Origin of the sequence: Streptomyces sp. ASQP_92 (assembly GCF_025399895.1) — a bacterium.
Taxonomy (GTDB): domain Bacteria; phylum Actinomycetota; class Actinomycetes; order Streptomycetales; family Streptomycetaceae; genus Streptomyces.
Window position 1 is genome coordinate 276894 of sequence record NZ_JAODUA010000003.1, and the last position, 23901, is coordinate 300794.

General features: G+C 72.3%; 18 protein-coding genes. 14 read left to right on the top strand and 4 right to left on the bottom strand.

The annotated features are described in order from the left end of the window. The first annotated feature begins 10 nt into the window (after window positions 1–10). The 6 genes from N4G70_RS10765 to N4G70_RS10790 all read left to right on the top strand — a co-directional run bounded on the left by N4G70_RS10765 (window position 11) and on the right by N4G70_RS10790 (window position 10370). Window positions 11–1774 (top strand): serine/threonine-protein kinase, encoded by a 1764-nt coding sequence (locus tag N4G70_RS10765; protein WP_261712325.1) that lies wholly within the window; start codon window positions 11–13, stop codon window positions 1772–1774. Window positions 1775–1972: 198 nt separating this feature from the next. Beyond that, window positions 1973–3496, top strand: coding sequence for a serine/threonine-protein kinase (locus N4G70_RS10770; RefSeq protein WP_261712581.1), 1524 nt, complete (start codon window positions 1973–1975; stop codon window positions 3494–3496). Window positions 3497–3574: 78 nt separating this feature from the next. Next, window positions 3575–5218, top strand: a complete 1644-nt coding sequence (locus N4G70_RS10775; protein WP_261712326.1) for a serine/threonine-protein kinase — start codon at window positions 3575–3577, stop codon at window positions 5216–5218. Between the two features lie 166 nt (window positions 5219–5384). Continuing rightward, the gene (locus tag N4G70_RS10780) at window positions 5385–7013 is read left to right on the top strand and encodes a succinic semialdehyde dehydrogenase (protein WP_261712327.1); all 1629 of its coding nucleotides are present in this window, start codon (window positions 5385–5387) and stop codon (window positions 7011–7013) included. Window positions 7014–7078: 65 nt separating this feature from the next. Then, window positions 7079–8884 (top strand): GMC family oxidoreductase, encoded by a 1806-nt coding sequence (locus N4G70_RS10785; protein ID WP_261712328.1) that lies wholly within the window; start codon window positions 7079–7081, stop codon window positions 8882–8884. A gap of 295 nt (window positions 8885–9179) precedes the next feature. Further along, a complete protein-coding gene (locus tag N4G70_RS10790) occupies window positions 9180–10370 on the top strand; it encodes a hypothetical protein (RefSeq protein WP_261712329.1) in 1191 nt (396 codons plus the stop codon). Window positions 10371–10796: 426 nt separating this feature from the next. Here N4G70_RS10790 and N4G70_RS10795 read toward each other — a convergent pair whose 3' ends face one another. Then, a complete protein-coding gene (locus N4G70_RS10795) occupies window positions 10797–11099 on the bottom strand; it encodes a chorismate mutase (RefSeq protein WP_261712330.1) in 303 nt (100 codons plus the stop codon). Window positions 11100–11418: 319 nt separating this feature from the next. Between N4G70_RS10795 and guaA the strand changes: the two genes are divergently transcribed. From guaA to N4G70_RS10815, 4 genes are all read left to right on the top strand, one after another. After that, window positions 11419–13008 carry a glutamine-hydrolyzing GMP synthase gene (gene guaA, locus N4G70_RS10800; protein WP_261712331.1) on the top strand — a complete coding sequence of 530 codons (1590 nt, stop codon included), beginning with the start codon at window positions 11419–11421 and terminating at the stop codon, window positions 13006–13008. A gap of 119 nt (window positions 13009–13127) precedes the next feature. Beyond that, entirely contained in the window at window positions 13128–13916 is a 789-nt protein-coding gene (locus tag N4G70_RS10805; RefSeq protein ID WP_261712332.1) for a class II aldolase/adducin family protein, read from the top strand. Between the two features lie 120 nt (window positions 13917–14036). After that, window positions 14037–15281, top strand: a complete 1245-nt coding sequence (locus N4G70_RS10810) for a hypothetical protein (protein ID WP_261712333.1) — start codon at window positions 14037–14039, stop codon at window positions 15279–15281. A 94-nt stretch (window positions 15282–15375) separates the two neighbouring features. After that, a complete protein-coding gene (locus tag N4G70_RS10815) occupies window positions 15376–15894 on the top strand; it encodes a DoxX family membrane protein (protein ID WP_399034943.1) in 519 nt (172 codons plus the stop codon). Window positions 15895–16050: 156 nt separating this feature from the next. Here the strand turns inward: N4G70_RS10815 and N4G70_RS10825 are convergent, their stop codons facing one another. Beyond that, complete coding sequence (locus tag N4G70_RS10825; RefSeq protein ID WP_261712336.1) at window positions 16051–17355, bottom strand: PspC domain-containing protein; 1305 nt, start codon at window positions 17353–17355, stop codon at window positions 16051–16053. Window positions 17356–17610: 255 nt separating this feature from the next. Here N4G70_RS10825 and N4G70_RS10830 point away from each other — a divergent pair, with 255 nt between their 5' ends. The 3 genes from N4G70_RS10830 (at window position 17611) to N4G70_RS10840 (ending at window position 20826) form a co-directional block, all read left to right on the top strand. After that, a complete protein-coding gene (locus N4G70_RS10830) occupies window positions 17611–18882 on the top strand; it encodes an ATP-binding protein (protein WP_261712337.1) in 1272 nt (423 codons plus the stop codon). Beyond that, window positions 18879–19559 carry a response regulator transcription factor gene (locus N4G70_RS10835; RefSeq protein WP_261712338.1) on the top strand — a complete coding sequence of 227 codons (681 nt, stop codon included), beginning with the start codon at window positions 18879–18881 and terminating at the stop codon, window positions 19557–19559. Before N4G70_RS10830 ends, N4G70_RS10835 begins: the two co-directional genes overlap by 4 nt. Window positions 19560–19689: 130 nt before the next feature. After that, window positions 19690–20826, top strand: coding sequence for an esterase family protein (locus tag N4G70_RS10840; RefSeq protein WP_261712339.1), 1137 nt, complete (start codon window positions 19690–19692; stop codon window positions 20824–20826). Window positions 20827–20894: 68 nt separating this feature from the next. On the opposite strand, the gene N4G70_RS10845 is transcribed toward N4G70_RS10840, so the two are convergent. Continuing rightward, window positions 20895–21980, bottom strand: a complete 1086-nt coding sequence (locus N4G70_RS10845; RefSeq protein ID WP_261712340.1) for a C40 family peptidase — start codon at window positions 21978–21980, stop codon at window positions 20895–20897. A gap of 362 nt (window positions 21981–22342) precedes the next feature. Between N4G70_RS10845 and N4G70_RS10850 the strand changes: the two genes are divergently transcribed. Then, the gene (locus tag N4G70_RS10850; protein ID WP_261712341.1) at window positions 22343–22696 is read left to right on the top strand and encodes a hypothetical protein; all 354 of its coding nucleotides are present in this window, start codon (window positions 22343–22345) and stop codon (window positions 22694–22696) included. Window positions 22697–22714: 18 nt separating this feature from the next. Here N4G70_RS10850 and N4G70_RS10855 read toward each other — a convergent pair whose 3' ends face one another. Then, window positions 22715–23866, bottom strand: a complete 1152-nt coding sequence (locus N4G70_RS10855; RefSeq protein ID WP_261712342.1) for a C40 family peptidase — start codon at window positions 23864–23866, stop codon at window positions 22715–22717. Between the last annotated feature and the right edge of the window lie 35 nt (window positions 23867–23901).

The window sequence follows — 23901 nt, forward strand, 5'->3', positions numbered from 1 at the left end:
GGCGGGGGACGTGGAAAACACTCACAGCACGAGCGGCTCCGGCGCAGGGCTGCTCCTTGCCGGACGCTATCGGCTCGGTGACGCGATAGGCCGCGGCGGCATGGGCAAGGTCTGGCGTGCCCACGACGAGGTTCTGCACCGCACCGTCGCCGTCAAGGAACTCACCGCCGCCCTGTACGTCGCCGAGGCCGACCGGGCGGTGTTGCACGCGCGCACGCAGAAGGAAGCCCGCGCCGCCGCCCGCATCACCCACCCCGGCGTGGTCACCGTGCACGACGTCCTCGACCACGACAACCGGCCCTGGATCGTCATGCAGTACGTCGACGGGCCCTCCCTCGCCGACGCCGTCAAGGCCGCCGACGGCCACCGCATCGAGGCCCGCGAGGCCGCCCGTATCGGACTCCATGTGCTCGGCGCGCTGCGTGCCGCGCACGCCGCCGGGGTGCTGCACCGCGACGTCAAGCCCGGCAATGTGCTGCTCGCGAGCAACGGGCAGGTGTTGCTCACGGACTTCGGGATCGCCGCCATCGAGGGCGATGTCGCCATCACCAAGACCGGCGAACTCGTCGGCTCCATCGACTACCTGGCGCCCGAGCGCGTCCAGGGCGCCCACCCGGGCCCCGCCTCCGACCTGTGGTCGCTCGGCGCCACCCTGTACGCCGCGGTGCAGGGCGAGTCGCCGTTCCGCCGGGACTCGCCGATCTCCACCATGCAGGCGGTGGTCGCCGAGGAGCCCCCCGCGCCCGACCGGGCCGGAGCGCTGGCCCCCGTGATCGTCGCGCTGCTCCGCAAGGACCCGCACGAGCGCCCCTCGGCCGAGGAGGCCGAGCGGATGTTCCTCGACGCCCTGGAGGGACGCGTCGCGGAGGGGCGCCTCGCGGAGCAACGCGCCCCGGAGCGGCGCTCCTTCGAGGGCCAGGCCTTCGACGGGCGAACCTTCGAGGGGCGGTCCTTCGAGGGGCGCGATGCCGAGGCCGACCAGGCCCAGCCGCCGGCGCGTCGCCCCGCCGAGCGGGACACCCGCGTGGCGGCCTCGTCACCGACCGGGCCCACCGAGCGGCACACCACCCCGCACCCGCCCCCCGCGCGCCCCGCGCCGGAACCCGCTCACCGCCCGGCCCGGCGCGGCCGCCGCTGGCGGACCGTGGCCCTGGTGGTCGTGCTGGCCGCCGTGGTCGGCGTGGGCACCGGGTTCGCGTTCATGAAGTACCAGGAGCACAAGGGCGGTTCGGGCACCACGGGCGGTGGCGCCTCCCAGCGGCCCACCACCCCCGAGACCGGGTCGCCGGGCGAGGGCGACGGATCGGTGCCGGCCGGCTGGCAGCGGGTCGACGACAAGGCCGGCTTCAGCCTGCTCGTCCCCAAGGGCTGGAAGCGTCAGATGGACGGCACCGAGATCGACTACACCCCGGACAACGGCAAGCACCGCATCCGGATCAGCGTCGACAAGGTGCCGGACTTCGAGAACCCGTACATGCACATGCTCAACATGGAGAAGTCGCTCAAGGAGCGGCTGCCCCAGTACAAGCGGGTCACCCTGCACAGCAACACCTTCCGTGACCAGGTGAAGTCGTCCCTGTGGGAGTTCACCTACGTGGAGAAGCAGGACTTCCCCGGCAAGCGGCACGCCATCGACCAGATGTATTACGGGGACGGCGGCAAGCCCGAGTACGCGCTCTACATGTCGGGCCCCGACGAGGACTGGGCGACCACCCGCCAGCAGTTCGACACGGTGCTCCAGGGCTGGCAGCCCACCCCCGCCACCGGCGGCTGACCGGCCCCCACCGCCTGCGGCGAACGCCGCCGGAGCCGGACCGGGTGCGGCATGATGGGCCCTGCCCGCATGCGGGGGAGATCGAGGGGGAACCCGGTGCCCACAGCAGAGCAGGATCCGAAAGGACCCCAGGACAGCGTCAACTCCCGTCTGGTGGCCGGGCGTTACCGGCTCGGCGCCCGACTCGGCCGGGGCGGCATGGGCACGGTCTGGCGCGCGCACGACGAACTGCTCGGCCGCCATGTCGCCGTCAAGGAGCTGCACCCCGAAGGCGGCGCACCCGCCACCGCCGCGCTGCGCGAGGCGCGCGCGGTCGCCCAGATCAAGCACCCCCATGTGATCGTCGTCCACGACGTCGTCGAGGAGACCGAGCCCGACCCGGCGTCCGGTGCCAAGCGCTCCTACATCGTGATGGAACTCGTTGACGGCGGATCGCTCGCCGACCGGCTCGCCTCCGCGGGACCCGTCGAGGTGCGCGAGGCCGCCCGCATCGGGGTCGCGCTCCTCGGCGCGCTCGCCACCGCGCACGCCCGGGGCGTACTGCACCGCGACCTCAAGCCCGCCAACGTCCTCATCGAGGAGGACAGCGGACGGGTCGTGCTCACCGACTTCGGCATCGCCCAGGTGCCGGGCACCTCGACGATCAGCGAAGAGGGCGCCTTCGTCGGGTCGCCGGAGTACACCGCGCCGGAGCGGATGCAGGGCGCGGGCGCGGGGCCCGAGTCCGACCTGTGGTCACTCGGCGCGCTCCTGTGCGCTGCCCTGAGCGGCGAATCCCCCTTCCACCGCGACTCGTTGGGCGGCGTTCTGCACGCCGTCGTCCTCGACGAGATCCGCCCGCCCACGGCCGCGGGGCCGCTGCTTCCGGTGGTCCACGGCCTGCTGGAGCGCGACCCGGCGCAGCGGCTCGGCGCCGTCGAGGCGGAGTCGCTGCTGCGGACGTTCGCCGCGACGGGCAGCACCCCGAGACCGCGCTACGTACCGACCGAGCGCGTCACCCCCGAACTGCCCCCGGCCGACGCGCCGCCCGCGACCCCGGTCACCGCGCCGAGCCCCATCGCCCGTCCATGGCGGGCCCGGGGCGTGCTGGTGGGGGCCGCTCTGGTGATCGTGCTGGCCGGGGCGGGCGCCGCGCTCGCGGTCCTGACGTTCGGCGGTGCGGGAACCGACCGGTCAGCGGCCGAGCACCCCTCGCCGAGCGCCGCCGCGACGGTGGCCTTCCAGCCGCCGCCCCAGCCTCCGCCCCCGCCGCCACCCCCCAGGCAGGGGCCGCCGCCGGTGCCGGACGGCTTCCACGTAGTACGGGACCCGAACGGCTTCGCGCTCGCCCTGCCCGACGGCTACGTCCGCAGCACCGACTCCCAGCGCGTGTTCTACCAGTCGCCCGGCGGGGCCGTCAGGATCGGCATCAGGCTCCAGAACGCGGTGGCCGGCGGCCCGCTCGGCGTCATGAAGCTCGCCGCGGCCAACGGGCCCCTCAGCAACCCCGGTTACCGCGACGGCAAGGTCATCGCCACCACCCACCACGGGCGGGACGCGGCCCTGTGGGAGTTCACCTGGAACGGCTTCACCAAGGCGGAGGGCGCCCGGCACACCTATGACGTGTGCTGGGACGACTTCGGCCGGATGTACGACGTGTGGGTGTCGGCGCCGGTCAGCCGGCTCGACGAGGCCAAGCGCACCTTCGACACCGCCCTCGACTCCTTCCGCCCCGGCCCCTGAGGCGCCGCTTCTGTCACGGCTGTGCACCGCACCTGGCCGGAAGTGGCACTTCGCGCGGCCGTTCGTCAGGATGTGGGCATGACGAACGACGGGGGACGGGCCAACGAGCCCACCAGTTACGGCCTGCCGGCCCCGGGGGCGGCTCCGGTCCCGCGGCCGACGCCGTACGAGCCGACGCAGCGGCAGCAGCAACCGCCCGGACCGGCGCAGTCGCCATCGGGCGACGGCACCGGCCGGCTGCTCGGCGGCCGTTACCGGCTGGTCGCCCGGCTCGGTCACGGCGGCATGGGCACGGCGTGGCGGGCTCATGACGAGGTCGTCGACCGAGAGGTCGCGGTCAAGGAACCGCGGGTTCCGGACCACTTGGGCGAGCGCGAGCGCGCCACCGTGTATCTGCGCATGCAGCGCGAGGCCCGTGCGGCGGCCCGCATCGACCACCCCTGTGTGGTCACCGTGCACGACGTGGTCATGGAGGACGGCAAGCCCTGGATCGTGATGGAGCTGGTGCGCGGCCAGTCGCTCGCCGACCGGCTCCAGGAGGGCACCCTCGACGTCCGGGAGGCGGCCAGGATCGGCCTCGCGGTGCTCAGCGCGCTCTCGGCGGCTCACGAGGCGGGCGTCCTGCACCGTGACGTCAAGCCGGACAACGTACTGCTCGGCCGCGGCGACCGGGTCGTGCTCACCGACTTCGGCATCGCCCAGGTCGAGGGGGAGCAGGGCCTGACGGAGACCGGCGGCTTCGTCGGCTCGCCCGAATTCATCGCCCCGGAAAGGGTGTTGGGTCAGCGGCCGGGTCCGGAGTCCGACCTGTGGTCGCTCGGCGTCGTGCTGTACGCGGCGGTCGAGGGCATGTCGCCCTACCGGCGCAGCAACACCCCGGCCACCCTCCAGGCGGTGCTCTCCGCCGAACCCCAGGTGCCCGCCCGTGGTTCCGGCGCGTTCGGCACCCTCGTCATGCAGCTCCTGCGCAAGGACCCCGCCGGCCGGCCCAGCGCCGCCGAGGTCCGGGCGACCCTCGAGCCGGCCGCCAACCCCGCCCCGGTGCCGCTCGCGGCGACCCGGCTGTTCGCGGGCTCCGCACCGGCCGACGGCAACCGCTGGGTGCCGCCCGTCCTCGTGGGCAACCGGAGGGCCCAGTACGGGCTCGGTGGCGGAGTGCTCGCGATCGCGGCGGCACTCGTGCTGCTCGTGGCGGACCCGTTCGGCGGGGGCGGGCTGCCGGACGGCTGGCAGGTGCGGCCCGAGAACGAGGTGCTGCACGCGGACGTGACGGTTCCCGACGACTACGCGCGCACCCAGGGCACCAGCGGTGACAACGTCACCTACGACGACCCGAGCGCCGTCTTCCGGATCTACGCCGACCGGCTCGACCCGGCCACCGACAAGACCAACAACACGATGCCAGCGGATCCCGCGGTGTGGAAGGCGTACTACGAGAAGGGCGGCCAGAACGGCACCGAGTTCGCCGACGGCAAGGTGACCACCACCACCGTCCAGCACCAGGGCAAGAAGGCCTACGACATCGTCACCGAGTACACCCCCAACTCGGCCGTCTCCGCCCCCCATCCGACCCGCTACCGCTACCACGAGCTGCTCGTGCCCGGGAAGGGGACCGCCTACTGGCGGCTGCGCGTCTCGATGCCGGCCGCGGGCAGGGCGGCCGGGGACGGCGAGGCGCTCTTCGACCGGGTCGCGGACGGACTGAAGATCCACGACCTGTAGGCCAGGGCCGTCCGGCGGTCCGGGACAGGTAAATCTGGAGGGTCCTGTTGGTCGTAAGGCGCTGATCAGCGGTTATGTAGCCAGTGATCGCTGGCACGATCGCCGGGGTGCGAAAAGCCGTTACCGACGGGTACCGAAACTGCCCCGCCGGGCATACGCTCCCTCCATGACGGACTCGCAGGCCTCGCCCACGACCACCCTCACGCCCGCCGGAACCAACCCGGTCGCCCCCGCGCCGGCAGGCGCGCGCACCGCCGCCGACGTGGTCACGGGCCAGCTCGTCGCCCAGCTCACCCGGGGTGTGGCCGGCTCCGGGCGGACCGCCAACCACACCCCGTTCACCGGTGAGAAGCTGGCCGACCTGCCCGAGTCCACCCCCGAGGACGTCGCCGAGGCCTTCGCGCGGGCCCGCACGGCCCAGCGGCTGTGGGCCGCGACACCGGTCCGCGCCCGCGCGGCCGTGCTGCTCCGCTTCCACGACCTGGTGCTGGCCCGCCAGGCCGAGGTGCTCGACCTGATCCAGCTGGAGACCGGCAAGGCCCGGCTGCACGCCCATGAAGAGGTGCAGGCCGTCGCCCTCGCCGCCCGCCACTACGGGCGCAAGGCCCCGGCCTATCTGAAGCCCAAGCGCCACACGGGAGTCGTGCCCACCCTGACCAAGGTCACCGAGCTGCGCCGGCCGCGCGGGGTGATCGGGCAGATCGCGCCCTGGAACTACCCCCTCGAACTGTCGGTGGGCGACGCGCTGCCCGCGTTCGTCTCCGGCAACGCCGTCGTGATGAAGCCCGACACCGAGACCGCGCTGACGGCCCTGTGGGCGCGCGACCTTCTGATCGAGGCGGGCCTGCCGGCCGAGGTCTTCCAGGTCGTCCTGGGTGAAGGGCCGGTGGTCGGCCCCGAGGTCGTCAGGCACGCCGACTACGTCTCCTTCACCGGCTCAACGCGCACCGGCCGGGAGGTCGCGCAGGGCGCCGCGGCCCGACTGGTGGGCGTCTCCCTGGAGTTGGGCGGCAAGAACGCCATGCTGGTGCTGAGCGACGCCGATGTGGAGAAGGCGGCCGCGGGCGCGGTCCGGGCCTGCTTCTCCTCGGCCGGGCAGCTCTGCATATCGATCGAGCGACTGTACGTTCACGAATCGATCGCCGACGCCTTCCTCGACCGATTCGCCGCACGTACGAAGGCGATGCGGCTCGGTCGTTCACTGGCGTACGGAGCGGACATGGGCTCCCTGGTCGGCGAGCGCCAGTTGGAGACCGTCGCCCGGCACGTCGACGAGGCCGTCGCCAAGGGTGCCCGGCTCGTCGCGGGCGGCGTGGCCCGCCCCGACATCGGCCCGCTCTTCTACGAGCCCACCATCCTCGAAGGCGTCGAGGCGCCCATGGCGGTGTGCACGGAGGAGACCTTCGGACCGGTCGTCTCCATCTACCGCTTCACGGACGAGGACGCGGTGATCGAGCAGGCCAACGCCACGCCCTACGGCCTCAACTCCTCGGTATGGACCAGGGATTCACGCCGCGGGCACGAGGTGGCGGCGCGACTGACCACCGGCACGGTCAACATCAACGAGGGGTACGCCCCCGCCTACGGCAGCGTCCGGTCGCCGATGGGCGGCATGAAGGACTCGGGGCTCGGCCGCCGGCACGGCTCCGAGGGCATCCTCAAGTACACCGAGGCCCAGACCATCGCCCAGCAGCGGCTCATCCCGCTGGCCCCCGCCTTCGGCATGGACGACGAGAAGTACGCGGCCCTCATGACCCGCAGCCTGAAGGCGATGAAGGCCCTGCGCCTGCGCTGATCCCCGGAAGTCCGGGATCCCCGGAAGTCCGGTCCGCCAGTCCGCCCCCGCGCACGAGGAGAGCCATGTCCCAGGTACCCCCAGCCCAGAATCCGGACGAGGACGGCGCGTACGACTACGACGTCGTCGTGGTCGGCTCGGGCTTCGGCGGCTCGGTGACGGCGCTGCGACTCACGGAGAAGGGATACCGCGTCGGCGTCCTGGAGGCGGGCCGCCGCTTCACCCCGGCCACGCTGCCCAAGAACTCCTGGGACCTCAAGAACTACCTGTGGGCGCCGAAGCTCGGCCTGTACGGAATCCAGCGCATCCACCTGCTCGGGAATGTGATGGTGCTGGGCGGCGCCGGGGTCGGCGGCGGCTCCCTCAACTACGCCAACACCCTCTATGTGCCGCCGCGGCCGTTCTTCGAGGACCCGCAGTGGAAGGACATCACCGACTGGCAGGACGAGCTGGCGCCCTACTACGACCAGGCGCGGCGCATGCTCGGGGTGCGGCTCAACCCGACGATGACGCCCTCCGACGTCCACCTCAAGGCGGCCGCCCAGCGCATGGGAGTCGGTGACACCTTCCACCTGGCGCCCGTCGGCGTCTTCTTCGGCGACGGGCAGGACGGTGACGGTACGGCGAAGGCCAAGCGGGGCATGTCCGTCGACGATCCCTACTTCGGCGGCGCGGGTCCCTCGCGCCGGGCGTGCATCGAGTGCGGCGAGTGCATGACGGGCTGCCGGCACGGCGCCAAGAACACCCTCAACGAGAACTACCTCTACCTCGCCGAGAAGGCGGGTGCGGTGGTCCACCCCATGACGACCGTGGTCTCGGTGACCGGCGATTCGCGCGGCGGCCATGCCGTGGCGACCCTGCCCACCGACGACAAGGACGCCCCGGGCCGCCTCTTCACGGCCCGCCGGGTCGTCATCGCGGCCGGCACCTACGGCACCCAGACGCTGTTGCACCGCATGAAGGCGAGCGGTCAACTCCCGTACATCTCCAAGCGGTTGGGCGAGCTGACCCGTACCAACTCCGAGGCGCTGGTGGGCGCGCAGACCACCAGCCGGCGCTATCGCAAGCGGCACGGCACGCCCAGGGTCGACTTCACCCGGGGCGTCGCCATCACCTCCTCGATCCACCCGGACGAGAACACCCACATCGAGCCGGTCCGCTACGGCAAGGGCTCGAACGCGATGGGCAGCATGTCCATCCTCCAGGTGCCCTACGGCGTCAACCGGGTGCGCAACTGGCTGGGCAACGCGGCCAAGCACCCCTTGCTGCTTGCCCGTTCGATCAGCAATCACCGCTGGTCCGAGCGAACGATCATCGGCCTGGTCATGCAGTCACTCGACAATTCGCTCACCACCCATCTCAAGCCGGACGGCGTCGGCAAGGGCCTGCTGACCGCGGAACAGGGCCACGGCGCGCCCAACCCGAAGCAGATCCGGGCCGCCACCGAGGGAGCGACGGCGATCGCCGCGGAGATCAACGGCTTCGCCGGTTCGAACGTCGGGGAGCTCATGGGCACCCCGCTCACCGCCCACTTCCTGGGCGGCTGCCCGATCGGTGACTCGGCCGAGACCGGCGTGATCGACCCGTACCACCGGCTGTACGGACACCCCGGGATCTCGGTCGTGGACGGCGCGGCCGTCTCGGCGAACCTCGGCGTGAACCCCTCCCTGACGATCACCGCACAGGCCGAACGCGCGATGTCGCTGTGGCCCAACAAGGGGGAGGAGGACCCCCGCCCCCCGCAGGGCGCGGCCTACGTCCGCCTCGCCCCGGTCGAACCGAAGTCCCCGGCGGTCCCCGCGGAGGCGTTCGGCGCCCTGAAGCTGCCGTTCCTCGGCATGCCGACGGTCCCGCCGAAGCAGGAGGACTGAGGCGGAGACAGGTGCGGTCCGGATACGCCGAGAGGCGCTGCGCCCCCCTCCGAGCGCAGCGCCTCTCGCGTGTGCGGAGACCTGGTGGGGTCCCGCCGGCGTGAACGGAACACGGGCGTACCCGTTGGTTCCACATGCATGACCTGTGACCCCTGTGAAGGGTTGCCCCGTCTTCACGGAATCCTTATGTGATCCACACCACTCCCGGCTCGTGGCAACCATCGTCGACCACCGCGGGTCGAAAACGCTGGCGCGGCGTATGCCGCACGTGACATGTCAAGAGGGGCCACACGAAGTGAGCGACAAGCCGCCGAGCCCGGGGAAGTCGTCGGGCGACGACGCGTTGCCGGACGAGATCTGGGAACGATTCGTCCGCGACAACGAGCGGGACATTCGCTCCTCCGCCCCCAAGGAACCCTCGGCGCGGGCCCGCATGGTGACCGACCGGCTGCGCAAGGAGCAGGAGGCCGCCGAGTCCGCCGCCCGCGGCCGCAAGGGCAGGCGGGCCCCGGCCGAACCGGAGGGCTGGCGGACCGGCCCGGCCTGGCAGGAGATGAACGGCCGGGCCGGACGCAGGCGCCGCATGTGGGGCGTGCTCGGCATCCTCGTCGCCGCGGCCGTGCTGCTGGTCGCCCTGAATCCGTCCAGGGCGCTGTCCCTGCTGACCGGCGAGGACCGTTCCGAGGACACGGCCACGGCCCCGCTCCCGGCGGAGACCGCGACCCCCACCGCCGCCCCGCCCTCCTTCGACCCCGAACGCGCCACCCTGAAGGAGCCGTTCCGCGGCTCGCCCGCGATGCAGTACGCGGACGGCGCCGCCGGTATCGAACTCCCCGAGGCGACCGCCATGGGAGGCGTCTCCAAGGACCGGGTGGCGAAGGCCCTGGCCGCCACCCGCACCCTCCTGATCGAGTCGAACCTGTCCCCGACGACCCTGCGCGGCGAACGCCCCGAGACGGCACTCGGCCTGATCGACCCGCTGGAGAAGGACACCGTCGACCACTTCACCACCGCACTGGCCAAGCCGGACAAGGAGCACGACCCGCTGACGCTGTTCAGCCGGTTCGACCCCCGCAAGGTCGTACCCGTCGGGAGCGTGGTCAAGACCCGCGGCATGATGACCCTCTCCAAGCGGCCCGGGGGCGGGGCCACCGTGCACGCCGACTACACCTTCGTCTACCCGCTGGTGAAGGCCGCGCCCGGCTCCACGGAGGTGGCCCGCACGATCGTGCGCCGGACCCTGGATGTGGCCGTCCTGGACCCGTCCGTGAACCGCGCCACCGACGGCAAGCTGTGGATCGCCGCGTACGACGTCGAGATCGGCAACACCGACTGCGATACGCACGACGGCTATCTGCACCCCGAGTTCGCCGACGACACCCCCATGGGCCCGAGCCCGAGCGGCCCCGCAAGCGACCCCTACGATCGCAGCAAGCCGCTGGACCAGGGCAATCCGGGGAACTGCGGTCTGCTGAGCCGCACGTAGGGGCCGCCGAGGAGGTACCTCGTCGGCCCGGGGTGCCAGGGCCGGCGCGGGCGGGGCGTCCGGCCGTGGCACGGAGCCGTGGGATTGGGCCGTGGGATCGGGGCGGTGGGATTCGGGACGGTGCGCGCGGGGACTCGGGTTCGTGTCGTGCGGGACGGGCCGCGGCGGGGAACCGTTTCGGCCGGATGCGGTCGGTCCCGGGCGTCCCCGGGACCGACCGCCTTTATGGGGTGACCGGGCTGCTGTCCCCTGCCGTCCGGTCACGCACACCGGGGCGAGGTCCCACGACGCACTTGCGGTGCGTCACACGCCCCGGTGGAGCCACGCGTGGATTCTTCGGGCCCGCCCCTGGCTGGCACGGACACCCCACCAACGAAGCCGGGCCGGGAGCGGTCACGGCGCCGTACGGGTGAGGAGCGACCGAACTCAGATACGGCCCCGGCACAGCTCAAGGACCTTCATCGCGAGCCCGGTGCCGGGCTTGCCGAGGGCGTCGCTGAAGTGGGCCAGGACCTCCATCTCGCGGTTCAGATTGACCCGGCGGCCGCCGGAGGCGATGCGGGACTCCTGGATGACGGCCGAGACCGCCATGCGTTCCTGGATGAGGCCGATGATGCGGTCGTCGAGCGCGTCGATGCGCTCGCGCGCTCCGGTGATCACCGCGGCCGCCTCGTCGGTGCGGGCGCCGGTCTTCTCGGTGACGGTCTTCTCGGTGACGGTCGTGCTCATGGGGGCTCCTCGGTGGGTGGGGCGCCCCGGACCGGCAAGACCGGAAACGACCGAGCGCCCCGGGCCTTGTCGGCCCGGGGCGCTCGGTGGAAGTCGTTCGTCAGTGGCTCAAGCAGCAGAACCGACGTACCCACGGCGCCCGGCGGGCCGGGTGCCATAGGTAAAGACGAAGGTCTGGTGCGTGCGCATGGCGCCAGTATGGACCGGCGCCCAGGGCGCGGGCCAATCCGGGTTCGGATGGTGAGACGAACCGGCCACCGCCCGCCCCGGTAGAATCGACAAATACCGACCCCCTCCCACCGCCGGAAGGCCGCCTCCCGTGCCAGCAGCACCCTCCGCAGCCGCGCCCGACAGCAACCCGGACGTCGTCCTGGTTGTCGACTTCGGCGCGCAGTACGCCCAGCTCATCGCCCGCCGCGTCCGCGAGGCCCGGGTCTACAGCGAGATCGTCCCGAGCAGCATGCCCGTGGCCGAGATGCTGGCCAAGAACCCCAAGGCGATCATCCTCTCCGGCGGTCCGTCCTCCGTGTACGCCGAGGGCGCCCCGCGCCTGGACCGCGCGATCTTCGAGGCCGGGGTTCCCGTCTTCGGCATGTGCTACGGCTTCCAGCTGATGGCGACCACGCTCGGCGGCACGGTCGACGACAACGGCGCCCGCGAGTACGGCCGCACCCCGCTGACCGTCTCCAAGCTCGGCTCCACCCTCTTCGAGGGCACCCCGGCCGAGCAGTCGGTGTGGATGTCGCACGGCGACGCCTGCTCCGCCGCCCCCGAGGGCTTCACGGTGACGGCCTCCACCGACGTCGTCCCCGTCGCTGCCTTCGAGAACGACGAGAAGAAGCTGTACGGCGTCCAGTACCACCCCGAGGTGCTGCACTCCACGCACGGCCAGCAGATCCTGGAGCACTTCCTCTACCGCGGCGCGGGCATCGAGCCCACCTGGACGACGCACAACGTGGTCGAGGAGCAGGTCGCCCTCATCCGCGAGCAGGTCGGCACCAAGCGCGCGATCTGCGGCCTGTCCGGCGGCGTCGACTCCGCGGTCGCCGCGGCCCTCGTACAGAAGGCCATCGGCTCCCAGCTCACCTGCGTGTACGTCGACCACGGCCTGATGCGCAAGGGCGAGACCGAGCAGGTCGAGAAGGACTTCGTGGCCGCCACGGGCGTCCAGCTCAAGGTCGTCGACGCGCAGGAGCGATTCCTCACCGCGCTCGCCGGTGTCTCCGACCCGGAGACCAAGCGGAAGATCATCGGCCGCGAGTTCATCCGCGTCTTCGAGCAGGCCCAGCTGGAGATCCTCCAGGAAGAGGGTCCCGAGGTCGCCTTCCTCGTCCAGGGCACCCTGTACCCGGACGTCGTCGAGTCCGGTGGCGGCACCGGCACCGCGAACATCAAGTCGCACCACAACGTGGGCGGCCTGCCCGACGACATCGAGTTCGAGCTCGTCGAGCCGCTGCGCAAGCTGTTCAAGGACGAGGTCCGCATGGTCGGCCAGGAGCTCGGCCTGCCCGAGGAGATCGTCCAGCGCCAGCCGTTCCCCGGCCCCGGCCTCGGTATCCGCATCGTCGGCGAGGTCACCAAGGAGCGCCTCGACCTGCTGCGCGAGGCCGACGCGATCGCCCGTGAGGAGCTGACCGCGGCCGGTCTTGACCGCGAGATCTGGCAGTGCCCGGTCGTGCTGCTCGCCGATGTGCGCTCGGTGGGCGTCCAGGGCGACGGCCGTACCTACGGCCACCCGATCGTGCTGCGCCCGGTCTCCTCCGAGGACGCCATGACGGCGGACTGGACGCGGATGCCGTACGACGTGCTCGCGAAGATCTCCACCCGCATCACCAACGAGGTCGCCGACGTCAACCGCGTCGTCCTCGATGTGACGAGCAAGCCCCCGGGCACCATCGAGTGGGAGTAGTCCCCACCCGCCCACCGCACGACGGCGCCGTCCCCGCACCCGGGGGCGGCGCCGCCGTCGTTGGCGCCGGGGGTCGCACGACTCTGTTCACCTGCGGGAACGCGAGGTAGCTTCCGGCCATGACTGAGATGCCCGAGCCGATACCGGTGGACCAGCTGCGGTTCGATCTGCCGCCCGTGCACGACGACCCCGCCGAGGAGCGGCAGCACCGCAAGGAGCGGCTGGCCGGCGCGCTGCGCCTCTTCGCCCGGTTCGGTTTCGAGGAGGGCGTGTCTGGTCATGTCACCGCGCGCGACCCGGAGTTGGCCGACTGCTACTGGGTGAACCCGTTCGGGGTGCCGTTCGCGCATGTCACCGCGGGCGAGCTGATCCTGGTCAACGGGGACGGGCAGGTCGTGCGGGGCGGCCACCACGTCAACCAGGCCGCGTTCACCGTGCACGCCCAGGTGCACCGGGCCCGCCCCGACGCCGTCGCCGTCGTCCACACCCACTCCACGTACGGGCGGGCGCTCGCGGCCCTGGGCGAGTTCGTCGAGCCGTACACGCAGGAGGCCTGCGCCTTCTTCGAGGACCACGCCGTGTACGACGCCTACACCGGGGTGATCGTCGATGCCGAGGAGGGCCGGCGGATCGCGGCGGCGCTCGGCTCGTACAAGGCGGTCGTGCTGCGCAACCACGGGCTGCTCACGGTCGGGGACTCGGTGGACGCGGCCGCCTGGTGGTTCCTCTCGATGGAGCGGTGCGCGAAGGTGCAGCTCGCGGCGCGGGCGGCCGGCAAGCCCGTGCTCATCGACCGGCGGGACGCGGTGGCGACCCGGGATCAGCTCGGCAGCGACCTCGTCGCGTGGATCAACTACCAGCCGCTGTGGCGCCGGATCAGCCGCGCGGAGCCCGAACTTCTGTCGTAGTACGTCAATTTGATGGTGCGTCAATCACCCCCCGAACCGGCCGGCACCGGCCGCCGGGCGGCTTTGGTGCGCGACAATTCCCTGACGGCTCAAGGGATGTGACGCAAGGACGGAGTTCCCGTGGCGGTGCAGGAGGCTCGGCAATGCGGCGGTGACTGTGCGCATGGAGCGCGGGACGGGCACCGGCGCGCGGTGGCGGCGTTCCTCGCCAAGCGGGACGGGCTCGCCGCGGGCGAGGGGCTGCCCGTCGCGCTGGCCCACTCCGCGGGAGCCTCGCGCCAGTGGGTCTCGGACGAGCTGACCGAGTCCGCGCGGATGGTCGCCGAACGCTGCCGGGAGGCGGGCCTCGGCCGCCCCGAGCGAGTCTGGCGCGGCACCCTCGCGACGCTCTGGGGAGGGGTCTTGGCGCTCTCCCTCGCCGAGGCGGCCACCGCCATCGGCGCCGGGTGGACGCCCGCCCGCACCGCCGGTCTGCTGTCCGCGCTCGCCGTGGCGGTGCTGCTCACCGCGACGGCCCACCGCCACCGCGCGCACGGCGGGGTCCTCGCGCCGGTGCTCGGCGAGGACAACCGGCTCTCCACCTCGCGCGCCGTCGCGGCGGCCTGGGTCCTGTTCGCGGTCTTCGCCGCCCTGTTCCTGGCCGTGCGACTCGCCGCGGCCGCCGACCACACCGAGCGCGAGACGATCCTGCGCGGGCTCGAACTGGGCCGCTGCGCGGGCCTGTTGACGGTGGTCTTCCTCACCTCGGCGATCGCGGTGACCGTCCGCCGGGTGGTGACGGTACGCATCCACGGCCAGCGGCTCCAGAAGGTACGGGCCGACCGGCCGCGCGGCGCCGACCTCCTGACCGACGACGCGGGCCGGGGCAGCTTCGCGGACGCCCAGTACGTGGTGGTGACGCTGGTCGCGGTCCTCTTCGCGGCGGTGCGCCTGGCCCGCCGACCCGAGCAACTCCCCGATCTGCCCTGGGGGTTGGCGGCCCTGGTCCTCGTCTCCACCGCGACGTACTTCGCGGGCAAACACGCGGAGGGCTGCCGTCCGGTGGTGCTCTCCGTCGTGCGGGCACGCGAGGCGGGGGACCTGGACGCGCCGATCCGTACCGGGGACGACATCGAGATCCGGGGCGCGGGGTTCGTGCCGCCGGGCGCGGGCACCCCCGACCGGCTGGCCCGGGTGGTGGTGCGGATCGGCGCGGTGTACGTCCATGTCCCGCTGATCCCGGTCCCGGGCGGCTTCGCGAACCCCACGGACGGGGTCCTCACCGTGCCGGTGCCGGTGGACGTGGAGGCCGGGCGGGTGGAGATCCGGGTGGTGACGGCGGCGGGCGTGGAGACCAACGGGGTCCTGATCGAGGTCGCCGACTGACGGGCGCGCCCGCCACCCGGGTCGGATTGAGACACGCGTTCCCCCCGTCCGTATCGTCTGGTGACAGGCCAATCGGATGGAGGCGGGATCAGCCATGGCACATGGACATGCGACAGGAGTGCGGGGCGGGGTGGACCATCGGGGAGGCCTGCGGGCCGCGGCCCGGGCCTACGCGCTGGTGCCGCTGCGGATCTTCCTCGGCGTGACCTTCGTCTACGCGGGCCTGGACAAGCTCACCGACAGCGCGTTCCTCCACGCGTCGGGCGCCGGCTCCATCGGCGAGCTGATGCACGGCGTGCGGGACAGCGCCGCGATCCCTGCCCTCGTGGACCTCGCCCTCACGAGCCCGTCGGGATTCGGCTACGCCATCGCGCTCGGCGAGCTGGCCGTGGGCATCGGAACGCTGCTCGGCCTGTTCGGACGGCTCGCCGCCCTGGGCGGCGCGCTGATCTCGCTCTCCCTGTGGCTCACGGTGAGCTGGGCGACCACCCCCTACTACTACGGCAACGACCTCGCCTACTTGATGGCCTGGCTCCCGCTGGTGCTGGCCGGCACCCCGCTGCTGTCCGTGGACGCGTTCCTGGCCCGGCGGCGCCGTCTGCGCACCCCGTAGTCGATCCAGCTCACCAGCGAGGCGACGCCGAGACCCCCGCAGATCAGCGGGATCACCACGAAGGGGGGCGTGTCCCACCGCCCGGCCGCGTCCCCCGCGAACAGGACGGCCGTGGCCGCGAGGGCGAGACCGGCGACGAGCCGGCCCGGACGGAACTCATGACGCGGCACGGTCCACCTCCGCCTGGCCGACGCCGACCTTGAGGCGCAGATCGAGCGTGCCGGCCGGCTCGGCGCCCACCGGCGGCGAGAGCGTCACGGTCCGCTTCTGGTCCGGTGTCACCCGGATGTCGTCCGGCTTCTCGCCCGGCAGCTGGATGTCGCCGAGGCCCATGTCGAAACTCACCCGCACGGTCACGTCCTTCGGTACGACGACCTTGGCGCGGCCCGCGCCGACCTCCGCGCGGGTCGTCAGGGTCCGGCCCGGCGGCACGGCGACCCGGCTCAGGTCGAGGGTGGCGACGCCCGTGCCCAGGTCGTAGCCGGGCCGTACCTCGGCGGCCGAGGCGGGCGTCCAACTGGTGCGTTCCCAGTGGGAGTCGATGGTCTTGGGCAGCGCGGCCGAGCCCGCGAGCAGCGCGGCGGTGAGCACCGCGAGGAAGAGGGTGCCGAAGCCCGTACGGCCCCGGAGCGAGCTGACCATCAGGCCGAGTCCGAACACCGCGAGGGCCGCCGCGAACCCGATCTCCAGGCCGGTGCCGAGCGGCCGGTGGTCCCAGCCGTCGCCGAGCCCGACGGCGAAGGCGAGCAGTGCCAGCAGGAAGAGGGGGCCGCCGAGGGGGCGCGGGCCCCGGCTCTCGCGTACCGCCGCCTTCGAGGCCTTGCGCGACGCCCGGTCGGTGGGCGGCGCGTCCGCGTCCGCGGGGCCCCACAGGTAACCGGTGGCGACCGGCCCGGTGGTGCCGTCCTTGACGATCGGGTCCCGCCACCACGACGGAGGGGACGGCGCGGGCGGTGCCTTCGTCTCCGGCGGCGCGTCCGCGACGGCCTGGGCCGCGACCGGGTCGAGGGGGGTGTCCGGGGGAGTGGTGGAGCGGCGCAGCGACCAGACGGCGGTGCCTCCGAGCAGCAGCGCGAGCAGCACCGCGAACGTCATCACCGGGCCGTTCTTCAGCATGGTGAGGAAGATCCCGCAGCCGGCCAGGGCCATCAGGACGGCCACCAGGGCCGCGCCCTCGACCCGGCCCGTGAGCAGCCGCCGTGCCTCGTTCTCCTCCTCGTCCTCCAGCGGGAGCAGCAGCCAGGCGAAGCCGTAGAAGACCAGGCCGAGGCCGCCGGTCACCGACAGCACGCCGAGGGTGATCCGGAAGATCACCGGGTCGACGTCGCAGTACCGCCCGAGACCTCCGCAGACGCCGCCGATGACCTTGTTGCGGCCGCTGCGGCGCAGCCGCGGGGCCTCGGGTTCGGCTTCGGGCGCGGGGTCGGGCGGCGCGAGGGGCGTATCGGCAGGCGTACTCATACGTCCACCTGTACGTCCACCAAGGTCGGCGTGCTCATACGTACATGGTGACGGGCCTATCCGGCACACGGCACCCGCCCCGACCCTGGCCTCACCCTGATTTCGTCCCCGAGGGGGCTTGGGGCGGCGACCCGCACGCGAGCGGTGCGCCCCGCGCGGGGGAGGCCGGCTCCCTCGTGCGAGGGGGGCGCCCTCAGGGAAGCCTGGGGGCCAACCCTGATGCCCGGGGTCGCGTGGCCGTGTGACGATCGGTGCATGCCAGTCGTCACCCCCCGCCTGTCGTCGCCCGAGGCCGACGAAGCGCCGGTCCGCAAGCTGTACCGCTCCGCCGAGGGGCGGCTGCTCGGCGGCGTCGCGCGCGGGCTCGCCGGACACCTCGGGCTGCCGGTGGTGTGGGTGCGGGTGGTGTTCCTGGGGCTGCTCTCGATCAACGGCCTGGGGGCGCTGCTCTACGCGGTGTTCTGGTTCTTCGTGCCGCTGGGGCTCGGCGGCACGACCGGGCAGCGCTCGGCGTTCGAGGTCAGCCCGGACGGCCGGCGCAGGCTGCGCAAGCCCGACAAGGGGCAGGTCGTCGCGCTGATCGCGCTGCTCTTCGGCGCCGCCATCTTCGCCTCCAAGGTGGACGTCGGCGGCTGGGCCAACCCGTACATCTTCCCCAGCGTCCTGATCGGCGTCGGCGTCGTCCTGGTGTGGCGCCAGGCCGACAACACCCGCCGGGCCCGCTGGACCGAGGGGGCCCGCCGCAGCCGGTGGCTCCCGGTGGCCCGGGGCCTGGCCGGGGTCGCCCTGGTCGGCACCGGTCTCACCGGTTTCGTGGTGGTCAACGGCTCGGCCGCCCAGCTCGGCAACGTCCTGACGGCGGCGATCGCGGTGCTGGCCGGCATAGCCCTGCTCGCCGGGCCCTACCTGGTGCGCATGACGCAGGACCTGTCCGAGGAACGCCTGATGCGCATCCGGGCCCAGGAGCGGGCCGAAGTCGCCGCCCACGTACACGACTCGGTGCTGCACACCCTGACGCTGATCCAGCGCAACGCGGAGAGCGCCGGCGAGGTGCGGCGCCTCGCGCGGGCCCAGGAGCGCGAACTGCGCGCCTGGCTGTACAAGCCGGAGGGCACCGGCAGGGAAGAGGAACCCGAGACGCTCGCCGAGGCCGTGAAGAAGGCGGCGGCCGAGGTCGAGGACAAGCACGGCGTCCCCATCGAGGTGGTCGTCGTCGGCGACTGCCCGCTGGACGACGGCCTGTCCGCACAGATGCAGGCCGCGCGGGAAGCCATGGTGAACGCGGCCAAGTACGGTGGCGAGGGCGGCGCCGTCCAGGTGTACGCCGAGGTCGAGGGCCGCACGGTCTTCGTCTCCGTACGGGACCGGGGCCCCGGCTTCGATCCGGACGCGGTGCCCGCCGACCGGATGGGCGTACGAGAATCAATCATCGGCCGGATGCAGCGCAACGGCGGTACGGCCAGGCTGCGTTCGGTGCCCGGCGGGGGCACGGAGGTCGAGCTGGAGATGGAGAGGGCACAGGGATGACCGAGGAAACGACCAACCGCCACGTCAGGGTGGTCCTCGTCGACGACCACCGGATGTTCCGCACCGGGGTCCAGGCGGAGATCGGCCAGACCGCGACCACCGGCGTCGAGGTGGTCGGCGAGGCCGCCGACGTGGACCAGGCGATCACGGTCATCACCGCGACCCGCCCCGAAGTGGTGCTGCTCGACGTCCATCTGCCCGGAGGCGGCGGCGTCGAGGTGCTGCGCCGCTCGGCGGCCATGATGGGCGACGCCGAGAACCCGGTGCGCTTCCTCGCGCTGTCCGTCTCGGACGCGGCGGAGGACGTGATCGGGGTGATCCGCGGGGGTGCCCGCGGCTACGTCACCAAGACGATCACCGGCGCCGACCTGGTCGACTCGATCTTCCGGGTGCAGGACGGCGACGCGGTGTTCTCGCCGCGCCTTGCGGGCTTCGTCCTGGACGCGTTCGCCTCCACCGACGCGCCGCCGGTCGACGAGGACATGGACCGGCTCACCCAGCGCGAGCGCGAGGTGCTGCGGCTCATCGCGCGAGGCTATGCCTACAAGGAGATCGCCAAGCAGCTCTTCATCTCCGTCAAGACGGTCGAGTCCCATGTCTCGGCGGTCCTGCGCAAGCTCCAGCTGTCCAACCGCCATGAGCTGACCCGCTGGGCGACGGCTCGGCGGCTCGTCTGAGCCGTGCGCCGCGGCCGGCCGCGGCCGGCCGCGACGGGATGAGAAGTAAAGGCCACAGCCCGTCATCCTTTGGTAAAACGATGGCAAAGCGGGCAACTGGTCCCCGGGGGCGGCCCTCTTCCGTGGCGTGATGAGCCTGACCGGTACCCCTCTGCTCGTGATCGCGATCCTCGCGGCCGCGGCTGCCCTGCTGTTGCCGCTCGTCCTGTGGACCAGGATCGGCGGACCGGCCTTCGTGCGTGGGATCTCGCGGCTCCTCATGCTCGGCTTCGCCCAGGTCACCGCGATCCTCGTGGTCTTCCTGCTGGTCAACAACGCCAACGGCCTGTACGACACCTGGGGCGACCTGCTGGGCGGCGGCGATCACGTCAACGCCGCCCCCGACCTCGGGCCCGACGGCACCGGCGGCAGGAACGCGGCCGCCGAGCCCAAGGTGAAGCAGCAGTTCGAGCCGTACACGAACAAGGTCGGCAAGGGCGTCGTCAAGACCATGCTCAAGGGCCAGGTCTCGGGCGTGGAGGGCGATGTGGCGGTGTGGCTGCCGCCGCAGTACGACGACCCGGAGTACCGGGACAAGACCTTCCCCGTGGTCGAGCTGCTGCCCGGCTACCCGGGGTCGATAGGCGCCTGGTTCGGCACGCTGAAGGCGCAGGAGCAGCTCACTCCGATGATGGAGCGGGGCGAGGTCGCGCCGTTCATCCTGGTCTCGCCGCGCACCACGCTCCTGGGCGGCAAGGACACCGGCTGTGCGAACGTGCCCGGTGTCGTCAACGCGGACACCTGGCTGAGCGTGGACGTCCGCAAGATGGTCACCGACAACTTCCGGGCCGCCACCGGCGCCGACGGCTGGGCCGTCGCCGGATACTCCGCGGGCGCCCACTGCGCGGCCAAGCTCGCCATCGAGCACCCCGACCGCTACCGGGCCGGCGTCGACCTGTCGGGCTACAACGACCCGGCCGCCGAGAAGGACTCGATCACGGCGAAGGACCCCAAGCTGCGCCAGGAGTCCAACCCGCTGTGGATCCTCAAGAACGCCAAGACCCCGCCGCACGTCGCGCTGTACGTCTCCGGTGAACGCACCGACGGCTACAACGACGGGCTCGCCCTGAAGTCCGCCGCCAAGCCGCCCACCGCGGTGACGGTGGTCAAGCTCAACGGCGGAGGTCACGCGAGCGCGGTGTGGAAGTCCCAGGTGCCGGAGGTCTTCCGCTGGCTGACCCGGGAGATGGGTGCGGGGGCCAAGGTGGCGGGCAGGCAAGGGGTTTGACGTTCCGTCAGAAGCGGTGAGCCGCAGGCGGCGAACCGCTCCTCCTCGTGACCCGCGGTGCGCCCCGGTCAGGCGGGCCGGGCGGCGCCCGCGAACGGCATCTGGTCGATCGGAGCGATCCGTACCGGCGCTCCCGGGTGCGGCGCGTGGATCATCTGGCCACCGCCGATGTAGAGCCCGACGTGGCTGATCCCGGAGTAGAAGAACACCAGGTCGCCGGGGGCGAGTTGAGAACGCGGGACCCGGCTGCCCACGTTGATCTGGGTGTACGTGGTGCGCGGCAGCTGCACCCCGGCCGAGCGCCAGGCGGCCTGGGTCAGGCCCGAGCAGTCGAAGGACGAGGGGCCCGTGGCGCCCCAGACGTAGGGCTTGCCGAGCGCGCTGTAGGCGAAGGCGACGGCTGCCGCGGCGCGGGAGCCGGGGACCGCGGCGAGCGGTGTGCGCGGCGCGTCGGCCGAGCGTGCGGCCCGTGCGCGGTCGGCGGAGGCCGCTCCGGCCGGCTGGTTGGCGCCCGCCGTCTCGGCCTTCTCGTAGGAATCCCGCTCCGGCGCGGTCAGTTGGGCCAGCAGGGCCTCGGCCGAGGTGATCTTCGACTGGATGTCGCTCTTCTGCTTGCGCAGCGTGGACTGCTGCCCGCGTAGCTGGGTGAGCTTTCCTTCGGCCCGGGCATGCAGCCGGTCGAGCTCGGCGAGCTGTCTGCGTACTCCGGCGACCGTCGTCGCGGTCCGGTCCCCGGCGCGCTCGGCGAACGCGGCGTCGTCCAGATACCGCTTGGGGTCGGACGACAGGATGAGCTGGAGTTCGGGTGCCACACCGCCGCTTCGGTACTGGGCGGCCGCCAGCGAACCCAGCGCGTTGCGGGCGGTGTTGAGCCGCTCGGTCCTGCGGGCGGCCTCGTCGCGCAGCTCGCTCAGCGAACGCTCGGTCGCGTCCGCCTTCTCCTTCGTCCCGTCGTACGCCTCCGTCGCCACCTCGGCGTCGTGGTAGAGCTGGTCGACCTTGGCCTTGACCTGTGCCGGGGTGAGTTTCGGCTCGGCGTGCCCGGAACCCTCGAAGAGGGTGGCAGTGGCCGCGGACGCCAGCGCGAGCGTCGCGGCGGTGCGGGCGGCGGGGCCGCCCAGCGGGTGCTGCTTGGGCTTTCGGTGCGCAGCCACGAGGGCCTTCACGTCCTTCCGTACGGCAGTACTTCCGCGCTGCGGCTCCTCGTGGGGGAGCCGTTCCGGCGACGGACCGCACAGGGGGAGCGGCCCGCCGCCGGACCTTTCGGCGGGGCGGCCGACAGCCGCCCGGTGAAGCGGCGGCGGTGGGGAGTCGGCCACCTGGGGGAGGACGCTAAACCTGGGCGACACGGCTGGGCGACGTAATGACGAAAAGTGCCTCTTTCCGGCGCCCCGGCGACCGACTTCGACCGATCGCCGGACGATGGCCCCCACGGTCCGCGCCTGCTGTGACCGAAGTGCCGGTTGGGCCCCACCCGCCGCACGGCCCCTGCTAAGCGGGAATTAGGCTCCCGCCCATGGACGTACTCATCAATGTCTTCGTCGGCCTGCACATCATCGGCATCGCTTCGCTGCTCGGCGGATTCCTGACGCAGATGAAGGCGATGAGCGCGGGCACCGCCCGCTTCGTCCCCGCGATGCTGCACGGCGCCCTGACCATGCTGGTCACCGGCGTCGCCCTGGTCGGCCTCAACCAGGCCGACGACATGAGCGTGAACACCCTCAAGATCGGCGTGAAGCTCGCGGTCCTGATCGTGATCCTCGGCCTGGTCTATGTGAAGCGCGACGACGCGAAGATCAACAAGGGCGTGTTCGGCGCGGTCGGCGGTCTCACCGTCGTGAACATCTTCATCGCGCTGCTGTGGCACTGAGTCGCGGGGCCCGCGGTTCTAGCCGGGTCTGACCGATCCGTAGATCGGCATGTAGTAGATCGACTCCTCGCGCACATACGCCCCGGAGTGCGGCGCGTGGATCATCATGCCGTTGCCGATGTACATGCCGACGTGGCTGATGTCGTCGTAGAAGAAGACCAGGTCACCGGGGTGCAGATCGGCGGTCGCGACCCGGGAGCCCACCTTCACCTGGTCCCAGGTGGTGCGCGGCAGATCGACCCCGGCGGCCTTCCACGCGGCCTGCGTCAGGCCCGAGCAGTCGTACGAGGCGGGGCCGGTCGCGCCCCACACATACGGCTTGCCGACCTGGGCCCGGGCGAAGGCCAGGGCCTTGGCCGCCTTGGTCGCAGACGGGGCCGACGGCGTGGAGGGGGCGGACGGGCCGGCCGGCGCGGACGGGGCCGACGGCGCGTGGCCGGCCGGCGGGGCGGGCTTCTGGCGGGCGGTGGCCGCCTGGCGCGCGGCCAGTTCGGCCGCCCTGCGCTTCGCGTCGTCCTGCTTCTTCCTCTCCAGCGCCGCGAGCCGCGCCTTCTCCTGCGCGGTCAGCGTCGACAGCAGGCCGCGCGCCGCCGTCAGCTTGGCCTGCACCTCCTGCTTGCCGGCGCGCAGCGCCTGCTGCGAGGTGGTCAGGGCGGCCAGGCTGCGGCTCGCCTCGGCCCGCTTCTTCGCGCCGGCCGCACGCTCCGTCTCGAACGTGCTGAGGGTCTTGTGCTGCTCGTCGGAGAGGCGGCCCATGAGCCGGCGCTGGTCGAGGAAGGCCTGGGGGTCGTGGGCGAACAGCAGCGTCATCGTGGGGGAGACCCCGCCGTCACGGTACTGGGCCGCGGCATAGCCGCCGATGATGCGCCGGGTCTCGTTCAGCTTCGCGGTGCCGGCCGCCACCTGGTCGAGCAGCGCGTCCACCGTGGCACGCTGCGTAGTCGTGGCCTCCTTGGCCGCGTCGTACTTCTGCGTCGCCAGATCCGCCTGCCGGTAGAGGTCGTCGACCTTCCTCTGCACCTCTTCGACGCTCGGCCGCTGTCCCGGCACGATGGGCGCGGCGTCCGCGCCCTGCGCGAGCAGACCCACCGACGCGAGCGCCGCCGTCGTCACGCCCACGGCAGGGGCGGAAGAGGATATTCGGGTGCGCGGCTTGCGGTGTGAGGGCAAGGCCGACACCTCCTTCCGGATCGTTCCGGACGGGG

Excerpts from the sequence above, each read along its gene's own strand:
- N4G70_RS10770 (WP_261712581.1), top strand. The coding sequence starts at position 1,973 with ATGGGCACGGTCTGGCGCGCGCACGACGAACTGCTCGGCCGCCATGTC.
- N4G70_RS10775 (WP_261712326.1), top strand. The coding sequence starts at position 3,575 with ATGACGAACGACGGGGGACGGGCCAACGAGCCCACCAGTTACGGCCTG.
- N4G70_RS10780 (WP_261712327.1), top strand. The coding sequence starts at position 5,385 with ATGACGGACTCGCAGGCCTCGCCCACGACCACCCTCACGCCCGCCGGA.
- N4G70_RS10785 (WP_261712328.1), top strand. The coding sequence starts at position 7,079 with ATGTCCCAGGTACCCCCAGCCCAGAATCCGGACGAGGACGGCGCGTAC.
- N4G70_RS10795 (WP_261712330.1), bottom strand. The coding sequence starts at position 11,099 with ATGAGCACGACCGTCACCGAGAAGACCGTCACCGAGAAGACCGGCGCC.
- N4G70_RS10805 (WP_261712332.1), top strand. The coding sequence starts at position 13,128 with ATGACTGAGATGCCCGAGCCGATACCGGTGGACCAGCTGCGGTTCGAT.
- N4G70_RS10815 (WP_399034943.1), top strand. The coding sequence starts at position 15,376 with ATGGCACATGGACATGCGACAGGAGTGCGGGGCGGGGTGGACCATCGG.
- N4G70_RS10825 (WP_261712336.1), bottom strand. The coding sequence starts at position 17,355 with ATGAGTACGCCTGCCGATACGCCCCTCGCGCCGCCCGACCCCGCGCCC.
- N4G70_RS10830 (WP_261712337.1), top strand. The coding sequence starts at position 17,611 with ATGCCAGTCGTCACCCCCCGCCTGTCGTCGCCCGAGGCCGACGAAGCG.
- N4G70_RS10835 (WP_261712338.1), top strand. The coding sequence starts at position 18,879 with ATGACCGAGGAAACGACCAACCGCCACGTCAGGGTGGTCCTCGTCGAC.
- N4G70_RS10840 (WP_261712339.1), top strand. The coding sequence starts at position 19,690 with ATGAGCCTGACCGGTACCCCTCTGCTCGTGATCGCGATCCTCGCGGCC.
- N4G70_RS10850 (WP_261712341.1), top strand. The coding sequence starts at position 22,343 with ATGGACGTACTCATCAATGTCTTCGTCGGCCTGCACATCATCGGCATC.